The sequence below is a fragment of the Nonlabens spongiae genome (assembly GCF_002117125.1).
Lineage (GTDB): Bacteria > Bacteroidota > Bacteroidia > Flavobacteriales > Flavobacteriaceae > Nonlabens > Nonlabens spongiae.
In genome coordinates this window covers 799425-823262 of the sequence record NZ_CP019344.1, presented here as the reverse complement: position 1 = coordinate 823262, position 23838 = coordinate 799425, and the positions used below count along the sequence as shown (strand labels likewise).

Sequence of the window (23838 nt, the reverse complement as noted above, 5' to 3'; positions counted from 1 at the left end):
ATAAAAAAATCCCGTAAGTTCATGCTTACGGGATTTTTTGTGGGTAGTAAAATTCTGATTAACCTATGATCTCATTTAGAGTTTTGCTAGGGCGCATTGCTGCAGTCTCTTTATCAGCATCTGGTTTGTAATAACCGCCTATATCCATAGTCTGACCTTGAACTTCAATCAATTCTTGATTGATTTTTTCTTCGTTCTTTTCTAGCGCTTCGGCGAGTTCTTTGAATTGACTAGCGAGTTCTGTGTCTTGAGTTTGAGCAGCCAACTCTTGAGCCCAATACATCGCTAGATAAAAATGCGAACCTCTGTTATCGCGTTCATTTACTTTACGACTTGGCGATTTTTTATTCAAAAGGAATTTCTCAGTTGCTTTATTTAATGCCTCAGCAATAATTCCAGCTTTCTCGTTATTGTTAGCTTGAGAATAATGGTCTAGAGATTCTGCTAGGGCAAGGAATTCACCTAAACTATCCCAACGTAAATGGTTTTCTTTTTCAAATTGCTGAACATGCTTAGGAGCAGATCCACCCGCACCGGTTTCAAACAATCCACCACCGTTCATCAATGGAACGATAGATAACATTTTTGCACTGGTTCCTAACTCCAGAATAGGGAAGAGGTCTGTATTGTAATCTCTAAGAACATTTCCAGTTACTGAAATGGTATTCAGCCCCTTTTTCATGCGTTCTAAAGAAGTTTTTGTAGCTTCTATGGGCGATGCGATTGAAATATCTAGTCCGTTTGTGTCGTGATCCTTGAGATATTCATTTACTTTTAGAATAAGTTGAGCATCATGAGCTCTGTTTTCATCCAGCCAGAAAATTGCAGGATCTCCAGTAGCTCGAGCACGTTTAACGGCTAGTTTCACCCAGTCTCTGACTGGAGCATCTTTCACCTGGCAAGCACGCCATATATCACCCGCTTCTACTTTATGACTTAAGATTACGTTGCCATCTGCATCAACAATTTCAACTGTTCCAGAAGCATCCAGTTCAAACGTTTTATCATGCGAGCCGTATTCCTCAGCTTTTTGAGCCATTAAGCCTACGTTAGGTACTGATCCCATAGTAGTAGGATCTAAGGCACCATTTTTTTTGCAGAATTCAATGGTAGCGTCATAGATACCAGCATAACTGCTGTCTGGTATAACAGCTTTGGTATCTTGAGACTCACCGTTCTTATTCCACATTTGACCAGAATTTCTGATCATAGCTGGCATGGAGGCGTCTATGATCACATCACTAGGTACATGTAAGTTTGTAATTCCCTTATCGCTGTTTACCATGGCGAGGTCTGGCTGCTCATTCATCACCTGCCAGATTGCTTCTTGAATCTCACTCTTCTTATCATCTGAAAGTTTTTCCAGTTTTCCTAGAAGGTCGCCCAGCCCATTGTTTACGTTAACTCCCAGCTCGCTAAAAGTCTCTTGATATTTATCAAAAACTGGCTTGAGAAATGTCCTTACAGCGTGTCCAAAAATGATAGGGTCTGAAACCTTCATCATTGTTGCCTTCATGTGAAGTGAGAAAAGGACGTCATTCTCTTTAGCATCTTTGATTTGATTTTCAAAGAAGCTTATAAGATGGTTCTTACTCATGAAGGTAGCATCAATAATTTCACCTTCCTGTAACGTCAAACCTTTTTTCAACTCTACAACAGAACCATCTTCTTTGTTGAACCTAATAGTTGCCGTGGTAGCAGAAGGCACGGTGTAGCTTTTCTCATTGTGTGCAAAATCACCTTCACTCATAGTTGAGACGTGTGATTTAGAGTCTGAACTCCATGCTCCCATACTGTGAGGATTGTTTTTTGCATACTGCTTGACAGGCTGTGGCGCACGTCTATCGCTATTACCCTCTCTTAAAACCGGATTGACCGCACTTCCTTTTACTTTATCGTATCGGGATTTGATTTCACGCTCCTCGTCGTTTTGAGGTTTGATGGGATAATCTGGCAAATTGTAACCCTTTTCTTGGAGTTCCTTGATTGCGGCATTCAATTGAGGTACTGATGCACTGATATTAGGCAACTTTATAATGTTGGCTTCAGGTTCCTTAACCATTTCTCCCAGTTGTGCTAGCGCATCGGGCTGCTGTTGCTCTTCCTTCAGGTAGTCAGGAAATAGAGCGATTATACGGCCTGCTAGAGAAATATCCATTGTCTCCATAGTAATTCCTGCTGGGGAAACAAATTTTTGGATTATGGGGAGAAATGAAGCAGTTGCTAGTGCCGGAGCTTCATCAGTTTTTGTATAGATTATAGTGGAACTTTTTGCCATGTAAATATGTATTAAAGCGAATTCTAAAACTGCAAATTTTCGAAAAAAACGAATTGCAAATATAAGGCTTGAATAAGGTTTTTTAAAGCATTAGTGCCTTGGTTTCCCTTGGAAATAGGGCGTTTAGGGTTTTGATGTGGGTTACGCTTTCGCGAAAGCGAATTCCTTAAAATCACCCTAGTTAAATTGAGGATATAACAAAAAAAGCTGCCCGAAATGGACAGCTTTTGAATATTTGATAAATGTAGATTAACTTCTACGAGCTTCTTTAATACGAGCTTTTTTACCAGTAAGTTCTCTGAAGTAGAAAATACGTTTTCTACGTACAGCACCTTTCTTGTTAATCTCGATCTTCTGGATCGCTGGAAGGTTTATAGGGAATATACGTTCTACACCCACACTACCACTCATTTTTCTGATGGTAAAGGTTTTAGTAGCTCCTGTTCCTCTCAATTGTAATACAACTCCACGGAAGAACTGTGTACGACTTTTTTCACCTTCTTTAATCTCATAGTACACAGTGATGGTATCACCGGCTGAGAACTTAGGGAATTCTTTTTTCTCAATAAACTCGTTCTGTACGAACTCTACTAAATCTGACATTTTTTTATAGACTTATTAGTGATTTAAAAGCAACGTTCACGATTCTCGCCAGAGGTTGAATTTAAGTTTGCAAAAATATGCTTTTATTTTAAATCTGCAAACGTCTTGCAAATACAATAATTGATAGCATTTGCCAACCTAAAAGATTTCTAATTTCTATTCATAAGTACTTTGAGGCTGTCTATATCAACGGCTCTTGTATCCGATTGATCCCAATCTTGATTCATTTGTTGCTTAGATAATTTGTAACGAGATATATTTTTCAAATATTCTTCGTAAGGCATATAGATGGTATCTAAATGATCTTGATTCCTTATGACCTGAACAAATGCTGTATCAAAAATCATTTGATTATGTGATGGGTTTTTAGATGAGAACTCCACCTTGTAAAACATTTGGTATTTTATATCATCAGAAGTGTAAGCTGATGAAGTACCGTCGTATCTCTTCCCTTGATAGAGAAATGAATAATTATAGCTTCTCTTGCTGTACTTCTTATAAATCGATGAGGAGCTGTTCACTTTTCCGTAGGTAATTTCTCGGTTTACTCTTATATCAGTCTTTCTTTTATCATACTCGATCCAAGAATATATGAAAATAGGTAACGCTAGTATCCATATATATCTCTGAAGTGTTGACTTTACTTTTTGTAAAACTTTTTTTATAATCAAGGTCGTCATTTGCGTTTTGCGCTCTTCAAGTCGACTAAAAATCTAAATTCTTTTATTTAAAATCTTCGAGTGAAGTGGTTAAAGTGGTAATAGATGCTGAGATTATCATGTGGTATGATTGGAAAGTATTCACTGCGGAGCAAGCTCTTCCTCACTAGGTGTTTCTCCTGTCTCGTCATATCGATTGATCAGCTCTAGAATTTCTTCGGGAGACAAGTAAAACCGTCTCATGTGCTGTTTGTATTTTTCAGAAAGACTGGTGTGATTCAGAATAAAATTCTTAGTCTTTAATATATACTGACCCATACCGTGTTTCACGGCAAAATCATCTGCAGCACGTTCTACCTCTTGAATATGGGCATGTGAATACAGGTATTTCAATCCGAACAGGATCATATTAAAAGTACTTCTTGAACGATAATCCATAACGTGACCCAATTCATGACCTAGCCAGCCGACCAAAACATCTTTAGGGATCTCATCTATGGTAAAGTAATTGTTTTCAACTTTAAACTTTTTTGAAATAAGTACGATGTAAGAACGGTTTTTACGGGATCTGAATAAGCTCTTCCATTTAGGTTGCGCCTGCATAAAGTTTTTTCTGACCATATCATTGAATTTGAATTCAACCTCGGTATCAAAAAGCTGCGGGTAAAAAGATAGTGCTATTTCAGCCTCTTCTCTTATAGAAGCTGGCGCGATGAGTTTGGCATAAGACATAAGTTCAATATAAAATTGGATTCAGATACAACCCGTGAAAAGTGCGTTAAAGTAGAAAATATGAGCGTAGATGGTTATCACTTTCTTTGCAATCAGTCTATTGTATATTGTAAATCAATAAATTACGATTGTTGTAACCAAAACTAACAAGTGTTAGTTTTGTAGAAACAATACGACTCAAACTAAGTGACGGAATTCTACGACATACAACTAAAAGAAGTCTATAAGGAGACTGATGATACCACCGTTCTCTCCTTTGACGTTCCGGAAGAGCTTAAAAAAGACTTTGCTTACAGACAAGGTCAATTTTTAACTTTAAGGACCACCATTAATGGAGAAGATGTGAGAAGGAGCTACTCGCTTTGTAGTAGTCCTTTAGATGATGAGTGGAAAGTTGCCGTAAAAGAGATTTTTGAGGGCAAATTTTCTACTTATGTCAACCGCGAGCTTCAGGCAGGAGATATTATTAGAGTAGGAGCCCCAAGTGGTGATTTCGGTATTGATTGCGTGGATGAAAATGTGGCCAAAAACTACATTGTCTTTGCAGCAGGTAGTGGAATTACCCCCATGCTCAGTATCATTAAGACACACCTGAAAAAAGAGCCTAAAGCAAAATTCAAGCTATTTTATCTTAACCGTACTGCTAAATCAATTATTTTTAAGGAGGAGATTGAGGCGCTTAAAAACAAGTACTTACATAGGTTTGAGGTATTTTATTTTCTGAGTCGTGAACATCGGGATATTGAACTCTTTAATGGAAGGTTTGACAGCGATAAGTTGAAAGTCCTTACTCAAACACTTATAAATGTTCCACATACAGACGATGTCTTTATTTGTGGTCCTGAAGAAATGATCTTTCTGATTAGAGATGAATTAGTTGATGCGGGAATGCCCAAATCAAAAATCCACTATGAACTATTTGTGAGTGGACTCAGCGAGGCAGATAAAGCTCGAGCCGCTGCGGCGCTGGAGAAAAAAGTGGATGGAGTAAATGTTACGGTCATTGATGGTAGTAAGGAATTCAATTTTATACTGAGTAATGAGTTTGATAACGTACTCGACGGCGCTATCGCAGCAGGTGCTGATTTGCCTTATGCATGTAAAGGTGGTGTTTGCAGTACGTGCAAATGCAAGGTAATCGAGGGCAGTGTGGAAATGAAAGTTAATTATGCTTTGGAAGAAGACGAGGTTGAAAAAGGCTTTGTTCTGAGTTGTGTAAGCGTTCCGACAAGCAAGAAATTAGTTGTGAATTATGATGTTTAGCACTAGGCACTTGGCACTTAGCACTTGGCTGGGAGATGAAATAAAATTCAGTATTGCATATGAATGAGTTCAACTTTGAAAATTTGAGAGTGTATCAAAAAGCTTTGGAATTTAGCGATTTGGTTCATGATGCGATTAGCAGTTTTCCTAAACATGAATTGTATAGTTTGGCATCGCAATTTTCAAGAGCATCAAACGGAATTTCATTAACGATTGCAGAGGGTCATGGAGATACAGATAAGCAATTCAATAGATATTTGAAGATGGCAGAGGGATCGGTAAGAGAATGCGTTGGTTGTTCAACTTTAGCATATAGAAGAGGGTATATTGATAATCAGGCTAAATCACAGATGAGAAAAATATTGATTGAACTTGCCAAAATGATCAAGAACCTCAGAAAAAAGTTAGACTAGTATTTGCAAATCTGGCAAATTGCTAAGCGCTAAGTGCCAAGTGCTTCAAAACATTAATAAATATCGAATGGCAAACAATTGACAAAATGGAACACAGAGACAAACACCTAGATACCACCAGCCTAGAACAACAATTTGACGCAAAAATCGCGGCAGACGAGAAAATCGAGCCAAAGGACTGGATGCCTGAGAAATACAGGAAAACGCACATCCGTCAGATCTCGCAGCATGCTCATTCTGAAATCGTGGGAATGCTACCTGAAGGGAACTGGATCACACGTGCGCCTTCATTGAGACGTAAGGTGGCATTGCTGGCTAAAGTTCAGGATGAAGCAGGGCATGGTTTGTATTTGTACAGTGCTTGTGAAACTCTCGGCATATCGCGTGAACAACTTTATGAAGACCTGCACTCAGGAAAAGCAAAATATTCATCCATATTTAATTATCCCACACTTACATGGGCTGATATAGGCGCAATAGGCTGGTTAGTCGATGGTGCAGCCATTATCAACCAGGTTCCATTGTGTAATACCAGTTTTGGCCCCTATGCCCGTGCGATGGTGCGCGTTTGTAAAGAGGAGAGTTTTCACCAGAGACAAGGATATGAGATCATGTTAAGTTTGTGTAACGGTAGTGCTGAGCAAAAGCAAATGGCTCAAGACGCCTTGAATCGCTGGTGGTGGCCTTCACTGATGATGTTAGGTCCTACTGATGCGGCCAGTACACACACCGAGCAATCCATGAAATGGAAACTAAAGCGCAAGACTAATGATGAATTGCGCCAGCAGTTCATAGATCAAACCGTTCCGCAGGCAGATATTTTAGGCCTTACTATACCAGATAATGATCTAAAATGGAATGAAGAAACTGGTCACTATGATTTTGGTGAGATCGATTGGGAGGAATTCTGGCAAGTGGTAAAAGGTCATGGTCCAATGAATAAATCTCGTCTTGATGCCCGTCGCAATGCGTGGGAGAATGGCGCGTGGGTTCGTGAAGCAGCTACGGCATACGCTCAGAAACAAAATGAACGCAAAAAACAAGCTGTATAAAATTTGTTTGTTTAACTAACTGAAAATATTCATTGATATGAAAAACGAGATTCCTCTCTGGGAAGTATTTATACGCAGTAAAAATGGCTTGGAACATCGTCATTGCGGGAGCCTCCATGCAGAAGATGCAGAAATGGCACTAAATAATGCAAGAGATGTCTACACGAGACGCAATGAAGGCGTGAGCATCTGGGTGGTGGAGAGTAAACACATCACCGCCAGCAACCCAGACCAAAGCGCTGAACTTTTTGAGCCCGCAAATGACAAGGTTTATAGACATCCCACTTTTTATGAGTTGCCGGATGAGTTAAAGCATATGTAAGTTGAAGTATAAGCCGAAGTATAAGGTTAAATGAAACTATGGCTGAAAAGAAATATGATTTAGAAGACCGAATCATTCAATTTGCCATTGATGTAATTTTGGTCTCACGAAAAGCTGATTGGAATGATTATTCTTCGAAATACTATCAACAGCAATTAATTCGCTCTTCAGGATCAGTTGCGCTAAACTTCGGAGAATTTCTAGGTGCTAAAAGTGCCAGAGATAAATTGAATAAACTCACGCTTTCTCACAAAGAAATCAAAGAATGTCAAAATAATTTGAAGATTCAATTAGGAGCAGATCTCAACGACAAACAAGAACTAGAAAAATTAGCTCAAGAATCCCTAGAATTGATTAAAATCCTAAGAGCCATCATTAATTCAAAATCCTAAGTAAAAAGTTTAAACTTAAACTTAGACTTCAGCTTAAACTTAAACTTAGACTTCAGCTTAAACTTAAACTTAGACTTCAGCTTAAACTTAAACTTAGACTTCAGCTCAAACTTATTATATGAAACCCATCCGCGAGTTAAACCCTCAATTCCTCACCAAAGAGGAAAATAAAGAAAACCTAATCAGCTACTTGCTGGAAACGGCAGATAATTACCTCATTCTAGGCCAGCGACTAGGTGAACTGTGCGGTCACGGCCCTAATCTAGAACCAGACATTGCCATCACAAATATTGCTCTGGATTTGCTGGGGCAGGTGCGTAGTTTCTATCAGTACGCATCCCAGCTTAAAGATGATAAAACTACCGAGGATGACCTCGCTTTTCTTAGAAAAGAAAGAGAGTATAAAAACGTGTTGTTAGTGGAACAGCCTAATACTGATTTTGCCTACATTATTGTGCGACAGTATTTCTTTGATGTTTACAACAAGTTGTTTTTAAACGCACTGCAGCAAAGCGCAGATGAAACTTTAAGAGCTTTAGCCTTTAAAGGAATTAAAGAAGCGGCTTATCACGAGCGATTTTCGGGAGATTGGCTTAAGAGATTAGGTGATGGAACAGAAGAAAGTCATAATCGCGTTCAACAAGCCGTGAATGATCTATGGATTTATACTGACGAACTTTTCCATAAAACCGATTCAAGCCGAGCGATGATAGAGGCTGGCATCGCGCCAGATATGCTTCAGCTAAGAGAGCATTACTATGAAAAGGTAGAAAACCTCCTAACTACAACAACACTAAACATTCCAGAAGTAGAATATTTTCAGAAAGGAGGAAAACAAGGAATCCACAGCGAGCACATGGGGCGCATACTTGCAGAGATGCAATATATGCAATTGGCATATCCTGGGATGAGATGGTAATGAAGTTGAAGTTGAACTTGAATTTGAACTTGAATAAATTGAAGAAATGGAGTACAGGGATTTGGCAGATCGATTGGAGGATTTTGCAGCTTTAATTATAAAGCAGTATTCTAATATGCCCGATTCTTATGCAGGTCAATATCTCGCTCAACAGCTCATCAGAAGTTCCTGTTCCGCGGCATTAAATTATGGGGAAGCTCTCGGCGCAGGAACGTCTAGAGATAGATTGAATAAATTGAGAATAGTTTTGAAAGAGCTCAGGGAATGCTTGAGAAATCTAAATATTCAATTTAAATCATCGCTTTTACAAACTGATGGTGCGAAACCTGTTCAAAAAGAAAACGATGAATTAATCAGAATTGTTGTAACCTTAATAAAGAACTCAAAATGATAGATAAAAGTTCAGTTTCAAGTTCGAGTTCAAATTCAAGTTTTTCCAAAACATCTTTTTTATATGGCTTGAATTTACCATCAACTATCCTTGATGTTTTGGAAGAGGTTAAAGATCCCGAAATTCCCGTTCTCAACGTCATTGATCTGGGTGTGATACGCGATGTTAAAGTAGAGGATAAGGAGGTTATGATAAAGCTTACACCCACCTATAGCGGTTGCCCTGCTATGGATGTGATAGGAGATGATTTGGAACGCGCTTTCGCGAAAGCGGGATATCAAACCACCATCCATTTAGTAATGAGTCCTCCATGGACCACTGACTGGATTACCGAGCGCGGCAGAAAAGCCCTAGAAGAATATGGAGTGGCCGCACCACTAGAAGAAAGTGCAGACAAAGCAGCCTTACTGGATGGGGAGAAAGTCGTGAAATGCACCAATTGCGGTTCAAAAAACACCCGGCTAGTCAGTCAGTTTGGTTCCACGGCCTGCAAAGCTATGTTTCAATGCAACGACTGCGGTGAGCCATTTGATTACTTTAAGTGTTTACGATAGCTGGTATTGCAAAGTATTAAAGTTGTAAAGTTTGTATTTCAACTTTCTAATTTCCAATCATTCTCAAAAAACTGTATTGAAATAATGCCTATATCAGGGACTAACAATATTTGGTTTCCTGTGGATCCTCTAGAGAATTGAAAAACTTCCTCATAGATTATTCCGTTTACTTCGACATTATTCAACAGAAAGAAAGTGTTGAATTCCCAGAAAGTACCAAAATCTGAAAATCTTTGATCTACGATTGTCGCATTTGATGAGGTTCCCGGACCTATGGTTATGTAGATTTCGTAGACTGGATTACCGCTCAAAGACACACTAAGGATTTCATTACTATTTTCACAATCCCCATAATCAAATGCAGTTCCAGTAGATGGATTGCTATCTTCATAAATGTCCCTCTCATAAAAGACTTCTGTAAAGGTGATTAAACTATCTCGATCGTTAAGGAATGTGATCTCTGAAACGTCTTGATAAGGCAAAGCTGCAATTTCATTATCATCCAAAAGATTTGTTTCGCTATCACAAGAACAAGAGGCCAAGAATACACAACAGCTTAAAACAACAATGAATTTTAGTATTAAACTTAGATTTAAACATTGAAAGAAAGATGCAAAACACCTCATTGATATTGAATAGTTTGATGTAAAAATAACATATCATCAGTATTTTTACGGAAATTTTATTCCGTATGTCGACATCTATTGAATTGAATATTTCTAATTCCATCGCCACTATTACCCTTAACCGTCCAAAAGTCTTCAATTCTTTTAATAAAGAAATGGCTTTTGCCCTGCAAGAGGCTCTCGATCGCTGCAAAGAAGATGATGTGCGAGCTGTGATGATCACCGGTAACGGTAAGGCATTTTGTGCTGGTCAAGACATTCAAGAAATTACAGACTCAGAGAAAAATCCAGGATTTGAAGCGATACTTGATGACCATTATAATCCAATTGTACAGCGCATACGTGATCTAGAAAAACCAGTAATTGCCGCTGTAAATGGTGTTGCAGCCGGTGCCGGTGCAAATATTGCTTTGTGTTGCGATGTGGTGATCGCTACAGAAAGTGCCGCATTTATACAGGCTTTCAGCAAGATCGGTTTGATTCCTGACAGTGCGGGCACTTATTTTTTGCCTCGAATGATCGGTTTCGGTCGTGCTAGTGCGATCGCTATGCTCGCTGATAAAATTAGTGCCAAAGAAGCTGAACAAATGGGGATGATATACAAATGTGTGAGTGACGATGAATTTCTCGCTTTCGCGAAAGCGAAAACAGAAAAACTCGCTCAAATGCCTACTAAAGCTCTTGCCAATACAAAAAAAGCACTCAACCAATCCATGACCAATACTCTCGAACAGCAGCTCGCTCTGGAATCAAAATTGCAGATCGAGAGCGCTAATACAGCCGATTACCAAGAAGGCGTCACAGCATTCATCGAGAAGAGGAAACCTAATTTTGAAGGGAAATAGTGATATTAGATCGTAGATTTTAGATATGTGATTTTCGATTTGATATGAACGCACAGACTTTAGAGGATAGACTGATTGAGTTTGCAGCCAATATTATTAGTGCTAGTAAACAAGCAGATAAGAGTTTTGCAGCAGAGCATTTGTCAAAACAACTTATTCGGTCAGCTACATCGGTAGCATTAAACTACGGTGAGGCACGTGGGGGTGAATCGACCAGAGATTATTTACATAAAATGAAAATTTGTTTGAAGGAATTAAGAGAGAGTTATGTAAATCTAAAAATCCAAAAACTGTCAATGACTATAACAAATCAAGACCTGATCGAGAATTTAATTGATGAAAATAATCAACTTATTTCAATTTTTGTAGTTAGCATCAAAAACACTAAGACCAATTAATAAATGTCAAATCAAAAATCAACAATCAAAAATCAAGATTCTCAAATCTCCAAAGTCGGAATAATAGGCGCTGGAACTATGGGCGCTGGAATCGCTCAAGTTGCCGCTACTGCTGGCTGTGAAGTAAAGCTTTATGATGTAAAACAGGATCAGCTCGATCAAGCTGCGGCTGACCTAGACAAGATACTCGCGAGACTCGTCCAGAAAGGCCGTATTGATAGTCAGGAAAGGGAGCGTATTCAAGGAAATATTGCTCACGTAGACGCACTTTCTGAACTGTCACATTGCGATCTAGTCATTGAGGCAATTGTCGAAAATCTAGAAGTCAAGAAAAAGGTTTTTGGAGAATTGGAAAAACGAGTTTCTGATGATTGTATCATCGCTACAAATACTTCCAGTCTAAGCATTACCAGTATCGCAAGTGCTCTAAAAAATCCAGAGCGATGTCTAGGAATCCACTTTTTCAATCCAGCGCCGCTTATGAAACTGGTGGAGATCATTCCTGCAGTGCAGACCTCTACCAATATAACTGAATTATGTAAAGAGACTATTGCAAGCTGGGGAAAAACGGTCGCTGTCGCAAAAGACACACCTGGATTCATCGTCAATCGTGTAGCGCGACCATTTTATAGCGAAGCTTTGCGCATCTATGAAGAAGGTATGGCATCTATACCAGCAATAGATAAAGCGGTAAAGCAAATGGAATTTCGCATGGGACCATTTGAACTTATGGATTTCATAGGTCACGATGTGAATTATGTGGTCACCGAATCTGTCTTTGAAGCATTCTACTATGATCCTAGATATAAACCCTCTTTGACCCAAAAGAGATTGGTCGAGGCTGGATGGATGGGAAGAAAATCAGGTAAAGGATTCTATGAATTTGCCGATGGTGTCAAGCAAGATCTAGATCACGATCCACAAATGCTTACCTGTGCTGATGTAAAAGCTATCCAAGATAGAATATTGGTCATGTTGATCAATGAAGCTGCTGATGCGTTGTATCTTAAAATTGCCAGTGCAGATGACCTTGACAACGCCATGACCAAAGGAGTCAATTACCCCAAAGGATTACTCGCTTGGGCCGATGAGAGAGGTCTGGATTGGTGTGTAGAACAATTGGACGCACTCTATGATTTCTACAGAGAAGATCGCTATCGCTGCAGTCCATTGTTGAGAAGTAAGGCAAGTAAGAATGAGATGTTTTTTGGCTAGTTTTTGAGTCATTGAGTCCGTGAGTGTATGAGTTAATCAGTATTTGTGTCTCTGATTGTTATGGAAGTGTAGGGTAAAACACAACATCAAAAATGGTAAAGAAATTGGAAAGCGATTATCACTTTAAGTTTGAAGATCTTAAGGTGTATCACAAAGCGATGGATTTTGGAGAAAAAATTGATCAGATTACGGCTACTTTCCCGAAGAAAGAGATGTACAGATTGTCATCACAGTTTGCTAGAGCAGCAGATTCCATTGCCGCAAACATTTCAGAAGGTTACGGAAGTACTAATGCAAACTTTAATCGTTATCTAAAAATGGCTTGGGAAAGTAGTCATGAATGTGTGACTTGGAACACAAAAGCCTATTATCGAAATTATATTATGTAGGAACAATTTGAAGAGAAAAGAAAAAGTCTTACTGAAATTGGCAAAATGATATCGGCTTTAAGGCGAAGTTTGGATAAATAGTTTTAATTCATAGTTGTATGAACCACTAGGGATTAGTTTCATCAAAAAATAACTACTCAAATACTACAAGACTCAAATACTCAACAACTATTTTCACATGAGTAAACTTATAAAAGGAAAAGATATTCCACACAAAATGCTCTCTCTTGACCCGTATTCAAGTTGGTTGGGAATAGAGATTATTTCGGTTGAAGTAGGTAGAGTAAAGCTGGGAATGACCATTAGGCCAGAAATGTTGAATAGCATGGGAAAGGCTCATGGTGGTATCACTTATGCTTTAGCTGATACGGCGTTCGGCTTCACTTCAAATACGCATGGTAAATATGCCGTAAGTATTGAAACCAGTATCAACCATATTGAGGCTTTAGAAAAAGGCGATTACATTACCGCCGAATGCACTCTGGATAAAACCAAAACCAAAGTTGGATTCAATATCGTTGAAGTAAAAAGAGGCGAGGAGCTGGTGGCACTTTTTAAGGGAGTGGTTTATAGAACAAGTGAAGAGTGGGAGTGATTACGCTTTCGCGAAAGCGTAACCGGCATTAGGTATTAGGTATTTGGCATTAGTATCTTTGAGAGATGAAAAGTGTATATCATTTTAAGTTTGAGGATCTACAAGTCTATCACAAAGCGATGGATTTTGCTGAAATAGTTGATGGGTTGACTAAACAGTTTCCAAAAAAAGAATTGTATGCCTTGAGTTCTCAATTTAGAAGAGCTTCTGATTCAATTGCCCTAAATATTGCGGAAGGATACCCTGGTAGTGACGCACAATTTGTCAAGCATTTAAATCACGCCATCTATTCAGCAAATGAATGTGTATCAGCTTCAACTAAAGCATACAGAAGAAAGTACATTTCGATGGATCAAAATGAAGAGAATAGGCGACAGCTATCTGAAATCACTAAAATGTTATCTAGTTTGAGAAAAACAGTTCTAGCTAGAAAATGATTTTTTCCCTAATCCCTAATCCACTAATCCACTAATCCCTAAATAAATTTCATGAAAAAAACATACATCATAGATGGAGTACGTACTCCCATAGGAAATTATAAAGGAACCTTATCAACGGTAAGACCAGACGACCTGGCGGCGCATGTGATCAAAACAGTTGTAGAGAGAAATCCCTCCATCCCGCAAGACGCTTATGCCGATGTTATTATGGGCTGCGCTAATCAAGCCGGAGAAGATAATCGCAATGTGGCCCGCATGGCGGGATTAATGGCTGGATTACCTTATTCTGTTCCAGGAGAAACGGTGAACCGACTCTGTAGTTCTGGCTTGAGTGCCATTGTACATGCACACCGTGCAATTCAAACAGGTGATGGCGATGTATTTATCTCTGGCGGAGTGGAAAACATGACCCGTGGGCCCTTAGTGATTGCAAAACCTAGCTCAGCATTTGGAACCGATAGTAAGATGTACGACAGCAGTTTTGGCTGGAGGTTTGTCAATCAAAAGATGGCAGACATGTATGGTGTAGACGGCATGGGAAATACCGCCGAGAATCTGGTAGAGAAATTTGATATTTCTCGTGAAGATCAGGATGCTTTTGCCGCGTGGTCGCAGAATAAAGCCGCTGCTGCTCAGAAATCTGGGAGACTTTCTAAAGAAATCGTACCTGTAGAAATCCCACAGCGCAAAAAGGATCCGATTGTATTTAAGGATGACGAATTTATAAAACCTACTACGAACAAAGAGATTCTGGCTAAACTACGTCCAGCGTTCAAAAAAGATGGCTCTGTAACTGCCGGGAATTCCAGTGGTCTCAACGATGGAGCAGCTGCCACAATCATAGTCAGTGAAGATGCGGTCAAGAAATACGGTCTGAAACCACTAGCTCAGGTTTTAAGTAGCGCAGTAGTGGGTGTTGAGCCTAGAATTATGGGGATAGGTCCGGTAGAGGCAAGTAATAAAGCCTTGGAGAAAGCTGGACTGACTATGGACGACATGGATATCATTGAGTTAAATGAAGCATTTGCCTCTCAAGCCCTAGCTTGTATTAGAGCCTGGGGTCTTGCAGATGATGATCCTAGAATCAATCCTAACGGAGGTTCCATCGCAATAGGTCACCCGTTAGGAGTAACTGGAGCTCGTATAGCTTACAGTGCTGCTTTAGAGTTATCGCTTTCGCGAAAGCGTTACGCATTAGTAACACTTTGCGTGGGAGTAGGGCAAGGGTATGCAATGGTAATCGAGAGTAGTGAATCTTAAGACAATAAGGTGAACTGACCTAATTTGCCTGCTCAACTTGCAAGCTTAGTTAAAATAGTTTTGTTTAAGCATCTAGAATATATAAGTCATTAGTATTAAGGTTTATCTTATTTTTAAGCAAATACTGCTAATTATGAAAAATCCGATATTTTCTTTTGAAATATTAATTTCATCGTTATTTCTTTGGACTATATTTTCATGCTCACCTAATAGTAATAATGATGATACCACCACTGATGATGAAGCAATAGTAGAACCTATTGAGAATATTTTTGATTATGACCTAGTTCTTACTAATCAACTTGAAATTGATTTATTTGGCGAAGAGAATTATACGAGAATTAATGGGGAAGTTATTATTGATGGAACCGATGTTCTAGATAATAGAATAACAAATTTGTCACCGTTAAACTCAATAAATTCAATTGGAGGTAGTTTGACAATTAAGCATACAGACTTAGTTAATTTGGATGGACTAGAAAACGTTTCTTCACCTGTAGATGTACTGTATATACAATTTAATGATGAACTTACAAATGTAAATTCACTAGGCGGTATTACGGAGTTCAATTCGATATATATTGAAGGTAATGATAGACTTCTAAATTTAGTTGGGCTCGAAGGAGCGGAGGAAATTAATTATTTAACTATTAGAAGCAATGCGGATCTTAGATCATTACGAGGTTTAGAAAACTTAAGTTCAATAGATGGTATGTTAAGCTTGAGAAGTAACAACGTATTGTCTGATATTCAGAGTCTAAGCAATCTAGAGTTTGCTGACAGGATAGTTTTAGGACATACTAGTGTAAATACATTGAGTGGACTATCGGGACTGCTCAGGGTAAGATCACTAGAAATCAATAACAATCATAATCTAACAAATCTTACTGGGTTAGAAGAGTTAACACATTTGGAAAGATTTGATATCAGGAATAATCAGAGCATGACATCATTGGATGGTTTTTCTCAAAGTATATCCACATTAAATAACTTACTTATCTCCAATAATTCTCATCTAGACAATCTCTCCGGTTTGAATAATGTTACAGAGATCACTGATACTTTTTCATTACTAGGTAATAGCGCTTTAAATCAAATTTCTCTCGAGGGATTAGTAAATTGTAGAGTGGTTTATATTGAAAATAATGGTTTACAAACCTTGAGTTTTCCAGCCCTCGAGAATTGCAATGTTTTAAATATAAACGATAATTATAATTTAGTAGAATTTCAAAATAGCAGCTTAGATTTTATTGGAAGAATTGAATTTGAGGATAATGAGCAACTGAATTTTTTATCATTTGATAATTTGGCAAGCATAGGACATATGCGCTTATGGAATAATGATCAATTATTAAATTTCAATTTTCCACAACTTAATTCTATGTCTGGCAACCTTCAAATTGGGTACAATTCCTTATTAGAAAATTTAGATGGGTTAACTTTTTTAACTCATCTACAAAGTGCTAACATCGTTATAAATAACAGTCTCGTAGATTTCTGTGGCTTGAACACCTTAGCTAATAACATGAATTTGAATAGCGATAACTTCACCTGTAGGGGGAATGGATGTAACGTCATGCCAGGTGATTTAACCAGTTCAGTAGATTGTGCATGTAATTAACAAAAGGTTTTTATGAACCTATATTTCCTAAAATATAGCATCTATCTTTTCTGAAGCTGTAAACTCTTTGAATTGATTTACTTATGATATGTTGAACTCAACATGTCAAGAGGTCTGTGATTATTGTAATTGAATAAAAAATATAATTTTCAATTGGATCATCGATTTTTTCTAAAAAACCACTCAAGAATATTGAATTACCACTAATAAACCTCATTTAAACCATGATTATCTATTTTTTTTAAAGTCTCATTTGGACTATTATTCCTACAGTAATGGTGTTAAGAGACGCTAAGAACTAATAATTATTATGTATTTATAGGAGTAGGGCAGGGATATGCTAAAATCATTGACAATGCTTATTTATAACCCGTTGTGCTAGTTAAAATTAAAAAACAGATTCAAAAAAAGACCGTGCATTTTATTGATATTCAGTATATTAATGGTGTCTAATCTGTAATTCTGATACCATGCACGATCTACCTGCAATGTACAAAAAACACCTTTCCTATCTCATTGATCTTACCAATCCGTCACGGTGGACGGAAACTTCAACAAGCGACCGGTCAACACTAAAATGAATGACCTGGAGGTCATGGCACTCGCCATTACCGGAGAGGCGGCCTCGATGCCCTGTCCCATCGTGCACAATGCCAGGGAGCACCGCATGAAGATCTGTATGGAAGATCTGGGCACGGCTCCGAGAAAGGGCTACTCGGCGGTTGACCGCCGCTACTACATTGGATACAAGCTCCACCTGCTCATGAGTATGCAGGGCATCTTCCATGACATGGCAGTGACCCCAGCAAACGTACACGACATAAAGTTCCTGAAGGAAAGGCAGTACGACGGTAGCGAAGAGAGGGAGATCATCGGCGATCGAGGCTAAATATCCAGGGAGCTCCAGGCCGATCTGTTCACAAGCTACGGTATAGAACTTCTCACCCCACCCAGAAAAAACCAGCTGGTCAAAAGCGCATTCTCGCCCGAGAGGAGAAAGAACCGTAAGTTTATAGAGACAAGGTTTTCACAGTTATGCTCCCAGTTCTACATCAAGATCAACCTCGCAAAGAGCTTCAAGGGCTTCCTGACAAGGGTCTCAAGCAAACTGGCCGCAGTTGTCATGCTGCAGATGTTCAATAGGGAAAACAACAGACCAATAAATAGGATCAGGCATGCATGGAACTACTAGCACAACGGGTTATTTATAATATAATTACAACTTTTAAAGCTTCAGCTTAGCTTAAAAAAATGAAACCCCAATTCAATTAGAATTGGGGTTCATTCTTTTATAACCTATTGATTCTATTTTTCCTCTACTGGCTTCACCGCTTGGTGAATAACGCGCTGTGGGAATGGTACTTCCACACCTATCTCTGCAAGAGCAGAAACGAAGTTTTCTTGTAGATAGAAGTTGACCGTCCAGACATCTGCAGTAAGCGTATATGGCCGCACGATAATATTGATAGAACTATCTGCATTTTCAACTACCTGAACAACAGGAGCTGGATCTTCAAGAACTAGGGGGTGATCTGTACAAAGCTTGCGTAATCGCTCTAGAGTTTTTGGTATATCAGCATCGTAGCTCACACCAATTGTTGTCTCACATCTTAAAATACCTTCAGTATTGAAATTGATGATGTTCCCATTGAGTAAAGGTCCGTTAGGCACGATGGCTAGCTTGCGCGAAAACAATAGAATTTTAGTTTGAAGTATATCGATCTCCTTTACTGTTCCGGTCACGCCTTGAGCTTCGATGGTATCGCCTACTTTAAAAGGCTTGAAAAGAAGTAATAAGACTCCACCAGCAAAATTAGATAAAGACCCCTGCAACGCAAGACCTATGGCTAGACCAGCAGCAGCTAGGGCGGCAGCAAGACCTGCGGTCTCAATTCCCAGAGTTCCGATTAATGCAACTAGCAGTAGGATCCAAAGACCGTAGGTGATAATATTGATAAGGAACTTTTGCAATGTGATTTCATAACCACGCTTTTCCATCAACTTACCTATAATCTTAACGGCTCTTTTAATGAGCCATCCTCCGATGATATAAAGCAGAAGTGCCTTAATTATAGGAACACCATATTCCAGTATTACATTTAAGATGGTCTCTGCATTGAGATTTTCTAACATATTTTTGTTTTTTGCAAAGTTAAAATTCTGACTTTGAACTCTGTTAGAGGAAGTTTAAAACTTGATAAAATCCAAGTGCTAGTTACTCATCGTCAAGAGCAGGCAAATCATAAATCAAATCTTCCATTCTGACTTTTTTATCTATGATACCCGTATTTTGAAATTCCTCAAGAATGATATCTACGGTAGATTCCCAGAGCTGACCGTCGCTAAACTCTGTACGCATAAGCCATTGTTGTACGTCACCCACTTGAAGGTCGTAATGCGATGCGATGGTAACATCGATGTTGGGAATTTCCTTAAAATCAACAGTGTAATTATTGATGACTTGCATCATTTTGGCAAGCGCCATTTCTTTCTCGGCGATACAATCTTGTGTAGCTGCGATTACAAAACTGGGCCAAGGTGTCGCAATAGTTTCCAGCCGCTTAAAAATCCCTTTATCAACTATAGGCTGGGTCATATAGCGTTCCCATAAAAACAACTGAGCCTCGTTATTGCTGAGAGCTGTTACAGCGCCATCAAGAGTATCTACAGGTTTGAATACAATCTCATCAGTATCCCAGCCGTGTTTCTTTGCGAGTAGATAACTCATAAGATGGGAGCCGCTACCATAACGACTTATGGCGATCGTAGCATCTTCTAACTGCCTGGTATCATCTGCCTCGATGGCTGCTGGCGCATGAACACCCCACAACAGTGGACTGGAGACGTACACTTGTAAGATTCGCGATGGATTGCCTGCGATGATATCTTTGACGATTCCGTCGGTTAAAATGCAAGCCACATCAATTTTATTCTCTCTCAGCAGCTTGCTCATGCGACCGGTTCCTTCTGGCACGTCTTGCCACTCTAAATTTATTCCCGCTTTCGCGAAAGCGTCATCTTCAAGAGCCAGATGCCATGGAAGATTAAAATGTTCAGGAACACCGCCTATGCGTATAGTCACGTTTTCTTGCATATAACAAAGGTACTATAGGATTTAATTTGTGTGCTTGTTTTTAAGATAATCGTAAATGGCACGCTGCGAGCGAATTTTTGCAGCTCCATTTTCCGGCTCCACGAAAGGATTATCTTCTTCGGGCGTGTGGATACGGGCTTTTACATTGTCCTTTAACTGAATGGCTAAAATATCTTCGAGTTCTTGAAAAACTTCTGGATCTTCAATAGGAGCCAGCACCTCAATTCTACGGTCCAGGTTACGGCTCATCCAGTCTGCGCTACCCATAAACATTTTAGGATCGCCATCGTTATTGAATATGTAAAGTCTGCCGTGCTCAAGATACGTATCTACAATGGATGTAATTTCTATATTCTCGCTCAGTCCCTCAACTTGCGGCACTAAACAGGAAAATCCTCTAACTATGAGCCGGATCTGAACACCTGCTTGACTCGCTCTGTACAGCAAGTTAACCATATCTGGATCCTCCAGCTGATTCATTTTTGCGGTGACTTTTCCCACCTTACCATCGCGCACAAGATCCATCTCATTCCTAATCATATGCTCAAAAGTGCGACGGGTAGAGAAGGGGCTTATCAAAAGCTTTTTGGCTCGTGGTATGATCAAATCCCCTTGGAGCACGTCAAATACTCTCGAGAGGTCTTTTGTTATTTTCTTTTCTGCGGTAAAAAGCCCGTGATCACAATAAATTTTTGAGGTCTGCGCGTTAAAGTTACCCGTACCTATGTAGGCATATCGCTTAATTTTTTCATTCTCTTCACGGGTGATGAGCATGACCTTGCTGTGAACCTTTATTTTAGGATAACTGTAAATTACCCGTGCGCCTTTTGCCTCAAACTTGCGACCCCACTCGATGTTGTTCTCTTCGTCAAATCTGGCCTTTGCTTCTACGAATACAGTTACCTTTTTACCATTATCAATGGCTTTGAGGAGTGCAGAGGTCAGCGCACTCTCACTGGCAACTCGATAAAGCGATATTTTGATTTCACGAACGTGTTCATCTACCGCTGCCTGATCAATCATGCGTTGCACATAGTCAAACGACATATAGGGAAAGTGCACGATCTGATCTTTTTCTGAGATGATCTCAAAATAATCTTTATCTGAATTTTCTAGATGCTTATGTTTGATAGGCTCAAAACCTGAGTCGTGTAATTCTGGATTATCTGTAGGATCTGGAAATGAAAAAAGATCATTGAAATTGTGATACGTTCCACCAGCAACCATATCTATTTTACCGAGGCCAAGACTTTTTCTTATGTTTTTTCTGACTGATTTAGGCATCGCCTCGTCATACAAAAATCGTGTGGCTTGTCCCACGTCACGTTGAGACAGGGAATTGTAGATCTGCTCTGCGAGATCTTCACCCAGCTCCTGATCCAGATATAATTCTGCATCTCTGGAAAGTTTTACGGAATAACTATCCGTAACGGTTTCATCGGGAAATATCTTATCTATATTGAGTTTGATAATATCATCTAAAAATGCAATGATATGTTTACCATCTTCTTGTTTTAAAGTGATGAATCTATCATGTTGATCAGAGGGAATATTTACCACACCGTACTTGTCCTCATGATCAAAGGTCACAATAAAATACAGCTGCTGATTTTCTAATAGTATATCACTCGATTTTGAGGCCTCTACAGATTTTGGAGTGACAAGGTCCTTTAAGTATTTCTCGTAATATTCGGTAGCCTCGGCTTTGTATTTTTTTGATACCTCATCAAATTCGAGAAGTTTGATGCCATGAGATTCTAACTCAGGCACTATTTCTCCAAAAAACAAATCTCCTAAATATTCTTGCTGGCTATGCACTTTACTGAGGATCTTTTTCACGATCTTGTTGGGTCGTAAAGCCAGTTTTTTACGAATGCTTTTCTTGACCTTTTTAAGCTGTCGCAATTGAGAAACCCGCACCCTAAAATGCTCGTCTAAATTGCTGGAAAAAATAGCTATGAATTTGAGCCTCTCATATAAAGGATTAGATCTATCAGCGGCCTCTTGAAGAACGCGATCATTAAAGCTTAACCAGTTAATATCGCGATGGCGGTATGGGAATTCATCTTTCACGCAAGTAAAAATAAGAGGCTACCCGCAGCAACTTGTGAAAGTAGGGTTAAGTTTACAGACAAAATTGTAAAGAAAATGTGGTTTTTCCTCTCGCTTTCGCGAAAGCGTAATTCTAATAAGCCAGCCTGCTAGTGATTATTTGCCTCTTTCTACTAAAAAGCTGTCCAGTTATTAAAGATTAATACACCTCACCATGTTGTGAAGCATCCAGACCGCGCTCCTCTTGATCCTCGCGTACGCGCATGGAAATGATTTTATTGACGATCCAATACAAGATCAAACTACCCCCAAAGGTGAATAGCGCCACAAGGACTAATGCGATCAAATGCCACATGAATGTTTCGGTTTCACCGTGAATGAGACCTACTTCTTCAGCAAAAACAGCTGTCAAGATCATACCTACGACACCGCCTACACCGTGTGAGGGAAAGACATCCAGCGTATCATCCAGCTCAGATTTGTTCTTGATCTGAATCGCCCAGTTGCTTATGAGCGCTGCAATGGCACCTATAAAAATACTCTGACCCAAGGTCACAAAACCAGCGGCGGGAGTAATCGCAACCAATCCTACTATAGCGCCAATGCACGCACCCAGGGCACTCATTTTTCTACCCGCAAAGCGATCGTAAAAGATCCAGGTGATCATAGCGGTGGCACTCGCTAGATTGGTATTTGCAAATGCAATAATCGTGTCAGTGTTCACTCCAAGCGCAGAACCAGCATTGAAACCAAACCACCCAAACCACAACAACGCTGTACCTAAAATAATATAAGGAATATTTGAGGTTTCATGAGTAACTCGTTTGCGTTTTCCTAAAAATACCGCACCAGCAAGAGCTGCAAACCCTGCTGACATATGTACGACGGTTCCACCGGCAAAATCAAGCACGCCCCAATTTCTCAACAATCCATCAGGATGCCAAGTCATATGGGCAAGGGGAGCATAGATCAGCAGAATAAAAAGAACGATAAAAACAATGTACGCTCTAAAGCGTATTCTTCCCGCAAAACTACCAGTAATTAATGCAGGCGTGATTATGGCAAACTTCAGTTGAAAAAAAGCAAATAATAAAAAAGGAATGGTAGCACCGAAATCTGGATGTGGAGACAGCGACACACCATTAAAGTTAAAATAGGTACGAGGATCACCGATTATCCCTCCCAGACTATCGCCAAAGGCCAAGCTAAAACCAACAAACACCCACAGCACGCTTACAATTCCCAGTGCGACAAAACTTTGTAGCATTGTAGAAATGATGTTTTTACGGTTAACCATTCCCCCATAGAAAAAGGCAAGACCAGGTGTCATTAAAAGTACAAAGGCGCTAGCCACCAGCATCCATGCAGTATCTCCTGTATCAATACTATCGGGAGCTTCTCCTAAATCATAACTACCGCTGAAAAATAAAATGAGTAGTACAACGACAATCAACAATACAAAATTCCATTTCTGTTTCATCTTGAGTCTTTGAGAGGTTTTGAGACAAATTTGAAATTTCTAGGAAAGCACCATCGATAAATGCTTAATTTTTTCTAAACGAAAAAACTAGATTTGTAAACAGGTGATTTTAAAATATTGTTTATCAGTTGATTGTATTTTATAATTAGATAAAGCCAATCATTGGGAGTTATAAGAAGTATAATTATTTCACTATTACATTGAGAATAACGCAGAAGTTGATCTAAGGTCCTTAAAATTCTTTG

General features: G+C 39.2%; 25 protein-coding genes and 1 pseudogene. 17 read left to right on the top strand and 9 right to left on the bottom strand.

The features are described from left to right. Nucleotides 1-58: 58 nt before the first annotated feature. The 4 genes from BST97_RS03765 to BST97_RS03750 all read right to left on the bottom strand — a co-directional run bounded on the left by BST97_RS03765 (nt 59) and on the right by BST97_RS03750 (nt 4272). Nucleotides 59-2278 (bottom strand): NADP-dependent isocitrate dehydrogenase, encoded by a 2220-nt coding sequence (locus tag BST97_RS03765; protein ID WP_085765983.1) that lies wholly within the window; start codon nt 2276-2278, stop codon nt 59-61. Between the two features lie 249 nt (nt 2279-2527). Then, nucleotides 2528-2881: a 50S ribosomal protein L19 gene (gene rplS / locus BST97_RS03760; protein WP_085765982.1), complete on the bottom strand. Its 354-nt coding sequence runs from the start codon at nt 2879-2881 to the stop codon at nt 2528-2530. A 149-nt stretch (nt 2882-3030) separates the two neighbouring features. Next, complete coding sequence (locus BST97_RS03755) at nt 3031-3552, bottom strand: hypothetical protein (RefSeq protein ID WP_211277466.1); 522 nt, start codon at nt 3550-3552, stop codon at nt 3031-3033. A 129-nt stretch (nt 3553-3681) separates the two neighbouring features. After that, nucleotides 3682-4272, bottom strand: a complete 591-nt coding sequence (locus BST97_RS03750) for a hypothetical protein (RefSeq protein ID WP_085765980.1) — start codon at nt 4270-4272, stop codon at nt 3682-3684. Between the two features lie 186 nt (nt 4273-4458). On the opposite strand from BST97_RS03750, the gene BST97_RS03745 reads away from it, so the two are divergent. From BST97_RS03745 to paaD, 8 genes are all read left to right on the top strand, one after another. Continuing rightward, nucleotides 4459-5535 (top strand): 2Fe-2S iron-sulfur cluster-binding protein, encoded by a 1077-nt coding sequence (locus BST97_RS03745; RefSeq protein ID WP_085765979.1) that lies wholly within the window; start codon nt 4459-4461, stop codon nt 5533-5535. Nucleotides 5536-5624: 89 nt separating this feature from the next. Continuing rightward, nucleotides 5625-5948 (top strand): four helix bundle protein, encoded by a 324-nt coding sequence (locus BST97_RS03740; protein ID WP_245833651.1) that lies wholly within the window; start codon nt 5625-5627, stop codon nt 5946-5948. An 86-nt stretch (nt 5949-6034) separates the two neighbouring features. Continuing rightward, nucleotides 6035-7000, top strand: coding sequence for a 1,2-phenylacetyl-CoA epoxidase subunit PaaA (paaA, locus tag BST97_RS03735; RefSeq protein WP_085765978.1), 966 nt, complete (start codon nt 6035-6037; stop codon nt 6998-7000). Between the two features lie 37 nt (nt 7001-7037). Next, nucleotides 7038-7322, top strand: coding sequence for a 1,2-phenylacetyl-CoA epoxidase subunit PaaB (gene paaB, locus BST97_RS03730; protein WP_085765977.1), 285 nt, complete (start codon nt 7038-7040; stop codon nt 7320-7322). A 38-nt stretch (nt 7323-7360) separates the two neighbouring features. After that, entirely contained in the window at nt 7361-7714 is a 354-nt protein-coding gene (locus BST97_RS03725; protein ID WP_085765976.1) for a four helix bundle protein, read from the top strand. A gap of 118 nt (nt 7715-7832) precedes the next feature. Next, the gene (gene paaC / locus BST97_RS03720; protein WP_085765975.1) at nt 7833-8633 is read left to right on the top strand and encodes a 1,2-phenylacetyl-CoA epoxidase subunit PaaC; all 801 of its coding nucleotides are present in this window, start codon (nt 7833-7835) and stop codon (nt 8631-8633) included. A gap of 46 nt (nt 8634-8679) precedes the next feature. Further along, nucleotides 8680-9024 carry a four helix bundle protein gene (locus BST97_RS03715; protein ID WP_085765974.1) on the top strand — a complete coding sequence of 115 codons (345 nt, stop codon included), beginning with the start codon at nt 8680-8682 and terminating at the stop codon, nt 9022-9024. Beyond that, complete coding sequence (gene paaD / locus BST97_RS03710) at nt 9021-9578, top strand: 1,2-phenylacetyl-CoA epoxidase subunit PaaD (protein ID WP_085765973.1); 558 nt, start codon at nt 9021-9023, stop codon at nt 9576-9578. The genes BST97_RS03715 and paaD overlap by 4 nt, the downstream gene beginning before the upstream one ends. Before the next feature lie 38 nt (nt 9579-9616). Here the strand turns inward: paaD and BST97_RS03705 are convergent, their stop codons facing one another. Beyond that, the gene (locus BST97_RS03705) at nt 9617-10084 is read right to left on the bottom strand and encodes a hypothetical protein (protein WP_157111418.1); all 468 of its coding nucleotides are present in this window, start codon (nt 10082-10084) and stop codon (nt 9617-9619) included. Nucleotides 10085-10269: 185 nt separating this feature from the next. On the opposite strand from BST97_RS03705, the gene BST97_RS03700 reads away from it, so the two are divergent. The 9 genes and pseudogenes from BST97_RS03700 (at nt 10270) to BST97_RS16425 (ending at nt 18159) form a co-directional block, all read left to right on the top strand. After that, the gene (locus BST97_RS03700) at nt 10270-11049 is read left to right on the top strand and encodes an enoyl-CoA hydratase-related protein (RefSeq protein WP_085765971.1); all 780 of its coding nucleotides are present in this window, start codon (nt 10270-10272) and stop codon (nt 11047-11049) included. A 44-nt stretch (nt 11050-11093) separates the two neighbouring features. Next, nucleotides 11094-11447: a four helix bundle protein gene (locus BST97_RS03695; RefSeq protein ID WP_085765970.1), complete on the top strand. Its 354-nt coding sequence runs from the start codon at nt 11094-11096 to the stop codon at nt 11445-11447. 3 nt (nt 11448-11450) lie between these two features. After that, nucleotides 11451-12662: a 3-hydroxyacyl-CoA dehydrogenase NAD-binding domain-containing protein gene (locus tag BST97_RS03690; protein ID WP_085765969.1), complete on the top strand. Its 1212-nt coding sequence runs from the start codon at nt 11451-11453 to the stop codon at nt 12660-12662. Nucleotides 12663-12754: 92 nt separating this feature from the next. Then, entirely contained in the window at nt 12755-13051 is a 297-nt protein-coding gene (locus tag BST97_RS03685; RefSeq protein WP_245833650.1) for a four helix bundle protein, read from the top strand. Between the two features lie 178 nt (nt 13052-13229). Then, entirely contained in the window at nt 13230-13646 is a 417-nt protein-coding gene (locus tag BST97_RS03680; protein ID WP_211277465.1) for a PaaI family thioesterase, read from the top strand. Between the two features lie 65 nt (nt 13647-13711). After that, nucleotides 13712-14083 carry a four helix bundle protein gene (locus tag BST97_RS03675; RefSeq protein ID WP_085765968.1) on the top strand — a complete coding sequence of 124 codons (372 nt, stop codon included), beginning with the start codon at nt 13712-13714 and terminating at the stop codon, nt 14081-14083. Nucleotides 14084-14134: 51 nt separating this feature from the next. After that, the gene (locus BST97_RS03670) at nt 14135-15346 is read left to right on the top strand and encodes an acetyl-CoA C-acyltransferase (protein ID WP_085765967.1); all 1212 of its coding nucleotides are present in this window, start codon (nt 14135-14137) and stop codon (nt 15344-15346) included. A gap of 133 nt (nt 15347-15479) precedes the next feature. Beyond that, nucleotides 15480-16967 (top strand): hypothetical protein, encoded by a 1488-nt coding sequence (locus BST97_RS03665; RefSeq protein WP_085765966.1) that lies wholly within the window; start codon nt 15480-15482, stop codon nt 16965-16967. Between the two features lie 470 nt (nt 16968-17437). Then, nucleotides 17438-18159, top strand: a pseudogene (locus BST97_RS16425) (IS982 family transposase). 113 nt (nt 18160-18272) lie between these two features. On the opposite strand, the gene BST97_RS03655 reads toward BST97_RS16425, so the two are convergent. From BST97_RS03655 to BST97_RS03640, 4 genes are all read right to left on the bottom strand, one after another. Then, on the bottom strand, nt 18273-19100 hold the full coding sequence (locus BST97_RS03655) for a mechanosensitive ion channel family protein (protein ID WP_085765964.1): 828 nt from the start codon (nt 19098-19100) through the stop codon (nt 18273-18275). Between the two features lie 82 nt (nt 19101-19182). Next, nucleotides 19183-20061, bottom strand: coding sequence for a substrate-binding domain-containing protein (locus BST97_RS03650; RefSeq protein ID WP_085765963.1), 879 nt, complete (start codon nt 20059-20061; stop codon nt 19183-19185). A 21-nt stretch (nt 20062-20082) separates the two neighbouring features. Beyond that, nucleotides 20083-22134 (bottom strand): polyphosphate kinase 1, encoded by a 2052-nt coding sequence (ppk1, locus tag BST97_RS03645; RefSeq protein ID WP_085765962.1) that lies wholly within the window; start codon nt 22132-22134, stop codon nt 20083-20085. Between the two features lie 178 nt (nt 22135-22312). Continuing rightward, the gene (locus tag BST97_RS03640) at nt 22313-23593 is read right to left on the bottom strand and encodes an ammonium transporter (RefSeq protein WP_085765961.1); all 1281 of its coding nucleotides are present in this window, start codon (nt 23591-23593) and stop codon (nt 22313-22315) included. Between the last annotated feature and the right edge of the window lie 245 nt (nt 23594-23838).

Coding starts and splice junctions, on each gene's coding strand:
- BST97_RS03765 (WP_085765983.1), bottom strand. CDS start 2,278: ATGGCAAAAAGTTCCACTATAATCTATACAAAAACTGATGAAGCTCCG.
- rplS (WP_085765982.1), bottom strand. CDS start 2,881: ATGTCAGATTTAGTAGAGTTCGTACAGAACGAGTTTATTGAGAAAAAA.
- BST97_RS03750 (WP_085765980.1), bottom strand. CDS start 4,272: ATGTCTTATGCCAAACTCATCGCGCCAGCTTCTATAAGAGAAGAGGCT.
- paaA (WP_085765978.1), top strand. CDS start 6,035: ATGGAACACAGAGACAAACACCTAGATACCACCAGCCTAGAACAACAA.
- paaB (WP_085765977.1), top strand. CDS start 7,038: ATGAAAAACGAGATTCCTCTCTGGGAAGTATTTATACGCAGTAAAAAT.
- BST97_RS03725 (WP_085765976.1), top strand. CDS start 7,361: ATGGCTGAAAAGAAATATGATTTAGAAGACCGAATCATTCAATTTGCC.
- paaC (WP_085765975.1), top strand. CDS start 7,833: ATGAAACCCATCCGCGAGTTAAACCCTCAATTCCTCACCAAAGAGGAA.
- BST97_RS03715 (WP_085765974.1), top strand. CDS start 8,680: ATGGAGTACAGGGATTTGGCAGATCGATTGGAGGATTTTGCAGCTTTA.
- paaD (WP_085765973.1), top strand. CDS start 9,021: ATGATAGATAAAAGTTCAGTTTCAAGTTCGAGTTCAAATTCAAGTTTT.
- BST97_RS03700 (WP_085765971.1), top strand. CDS start 10,270: ATGTCGACATCTATTGAATTGAATATTTCTAATTCCATCGCCACTATT.
- BST97_RS03695 (WP_085765970.1), top strand. CDS start 11,094: ATGAACGCACAGACTTTAGAGGATAGACTGATTGAGTTTGCAGCCAAT.
- BST97_RS03690 (WP_085765969.1), top strand. CDS start 11,451: ATGTCAAATCAAAAATCAACAATCAAAAATCAAGATTCTCAAATCTCC.
- BST97_RS03685 (WP_245833650.1), top strand. CDS start 12,755: ATGGTAAAGAAATTGGAAAGCGATTATCACTTTAAGTTTGAAGATCTT.
- BST97_RS03680 (WP_211277465.1), top strand. CDS start 13,230: ATGAGTAAACTTATAAAAGGAAAAGATATTCCACACAAAATGCTCTCT.
- BST97_RS03675 (WP_085765968.1), top strand. CDS start 13,712: ATGAAAAGTGTATATCATTTTAAGTTTGAGGATCTACAAGTCTATCAC.
- BST97_RS03670 (WP_085765967.1), top strand. CDS start 14,135: ATGAAAAAAACATACATCATAGATGGAGTACGTACTCCCATAGGAAAT.
- BST97_RS03665 (WP_085765966.1), top strand. CDS start 15,480: ATGAAAAATCCGATATTTTCTTTTGAAATATTAATTTCATCGTTATTT.
- BST97_RS03655 (WP_085765964.1), bottom strand. CDS start 19,100: ATGTTAGAAAATCTCAATGCAGAGACCATCTTAAATGTAATACTGGAA.
- BST97_RS03650 (WP_085765963.1), bottom strand. CDS start 20,061: ATGCAAGAAAACGTGACTATACGCATAGGCGGTGTTCCTGAACATTTT.
- BST97_RS03640 (WP_085765961.1), bottom strand. CDS start 23,593: ATGAAACAGAAATGGAATTTTGTATTGTTGATTGTCGTTGTACTACTC.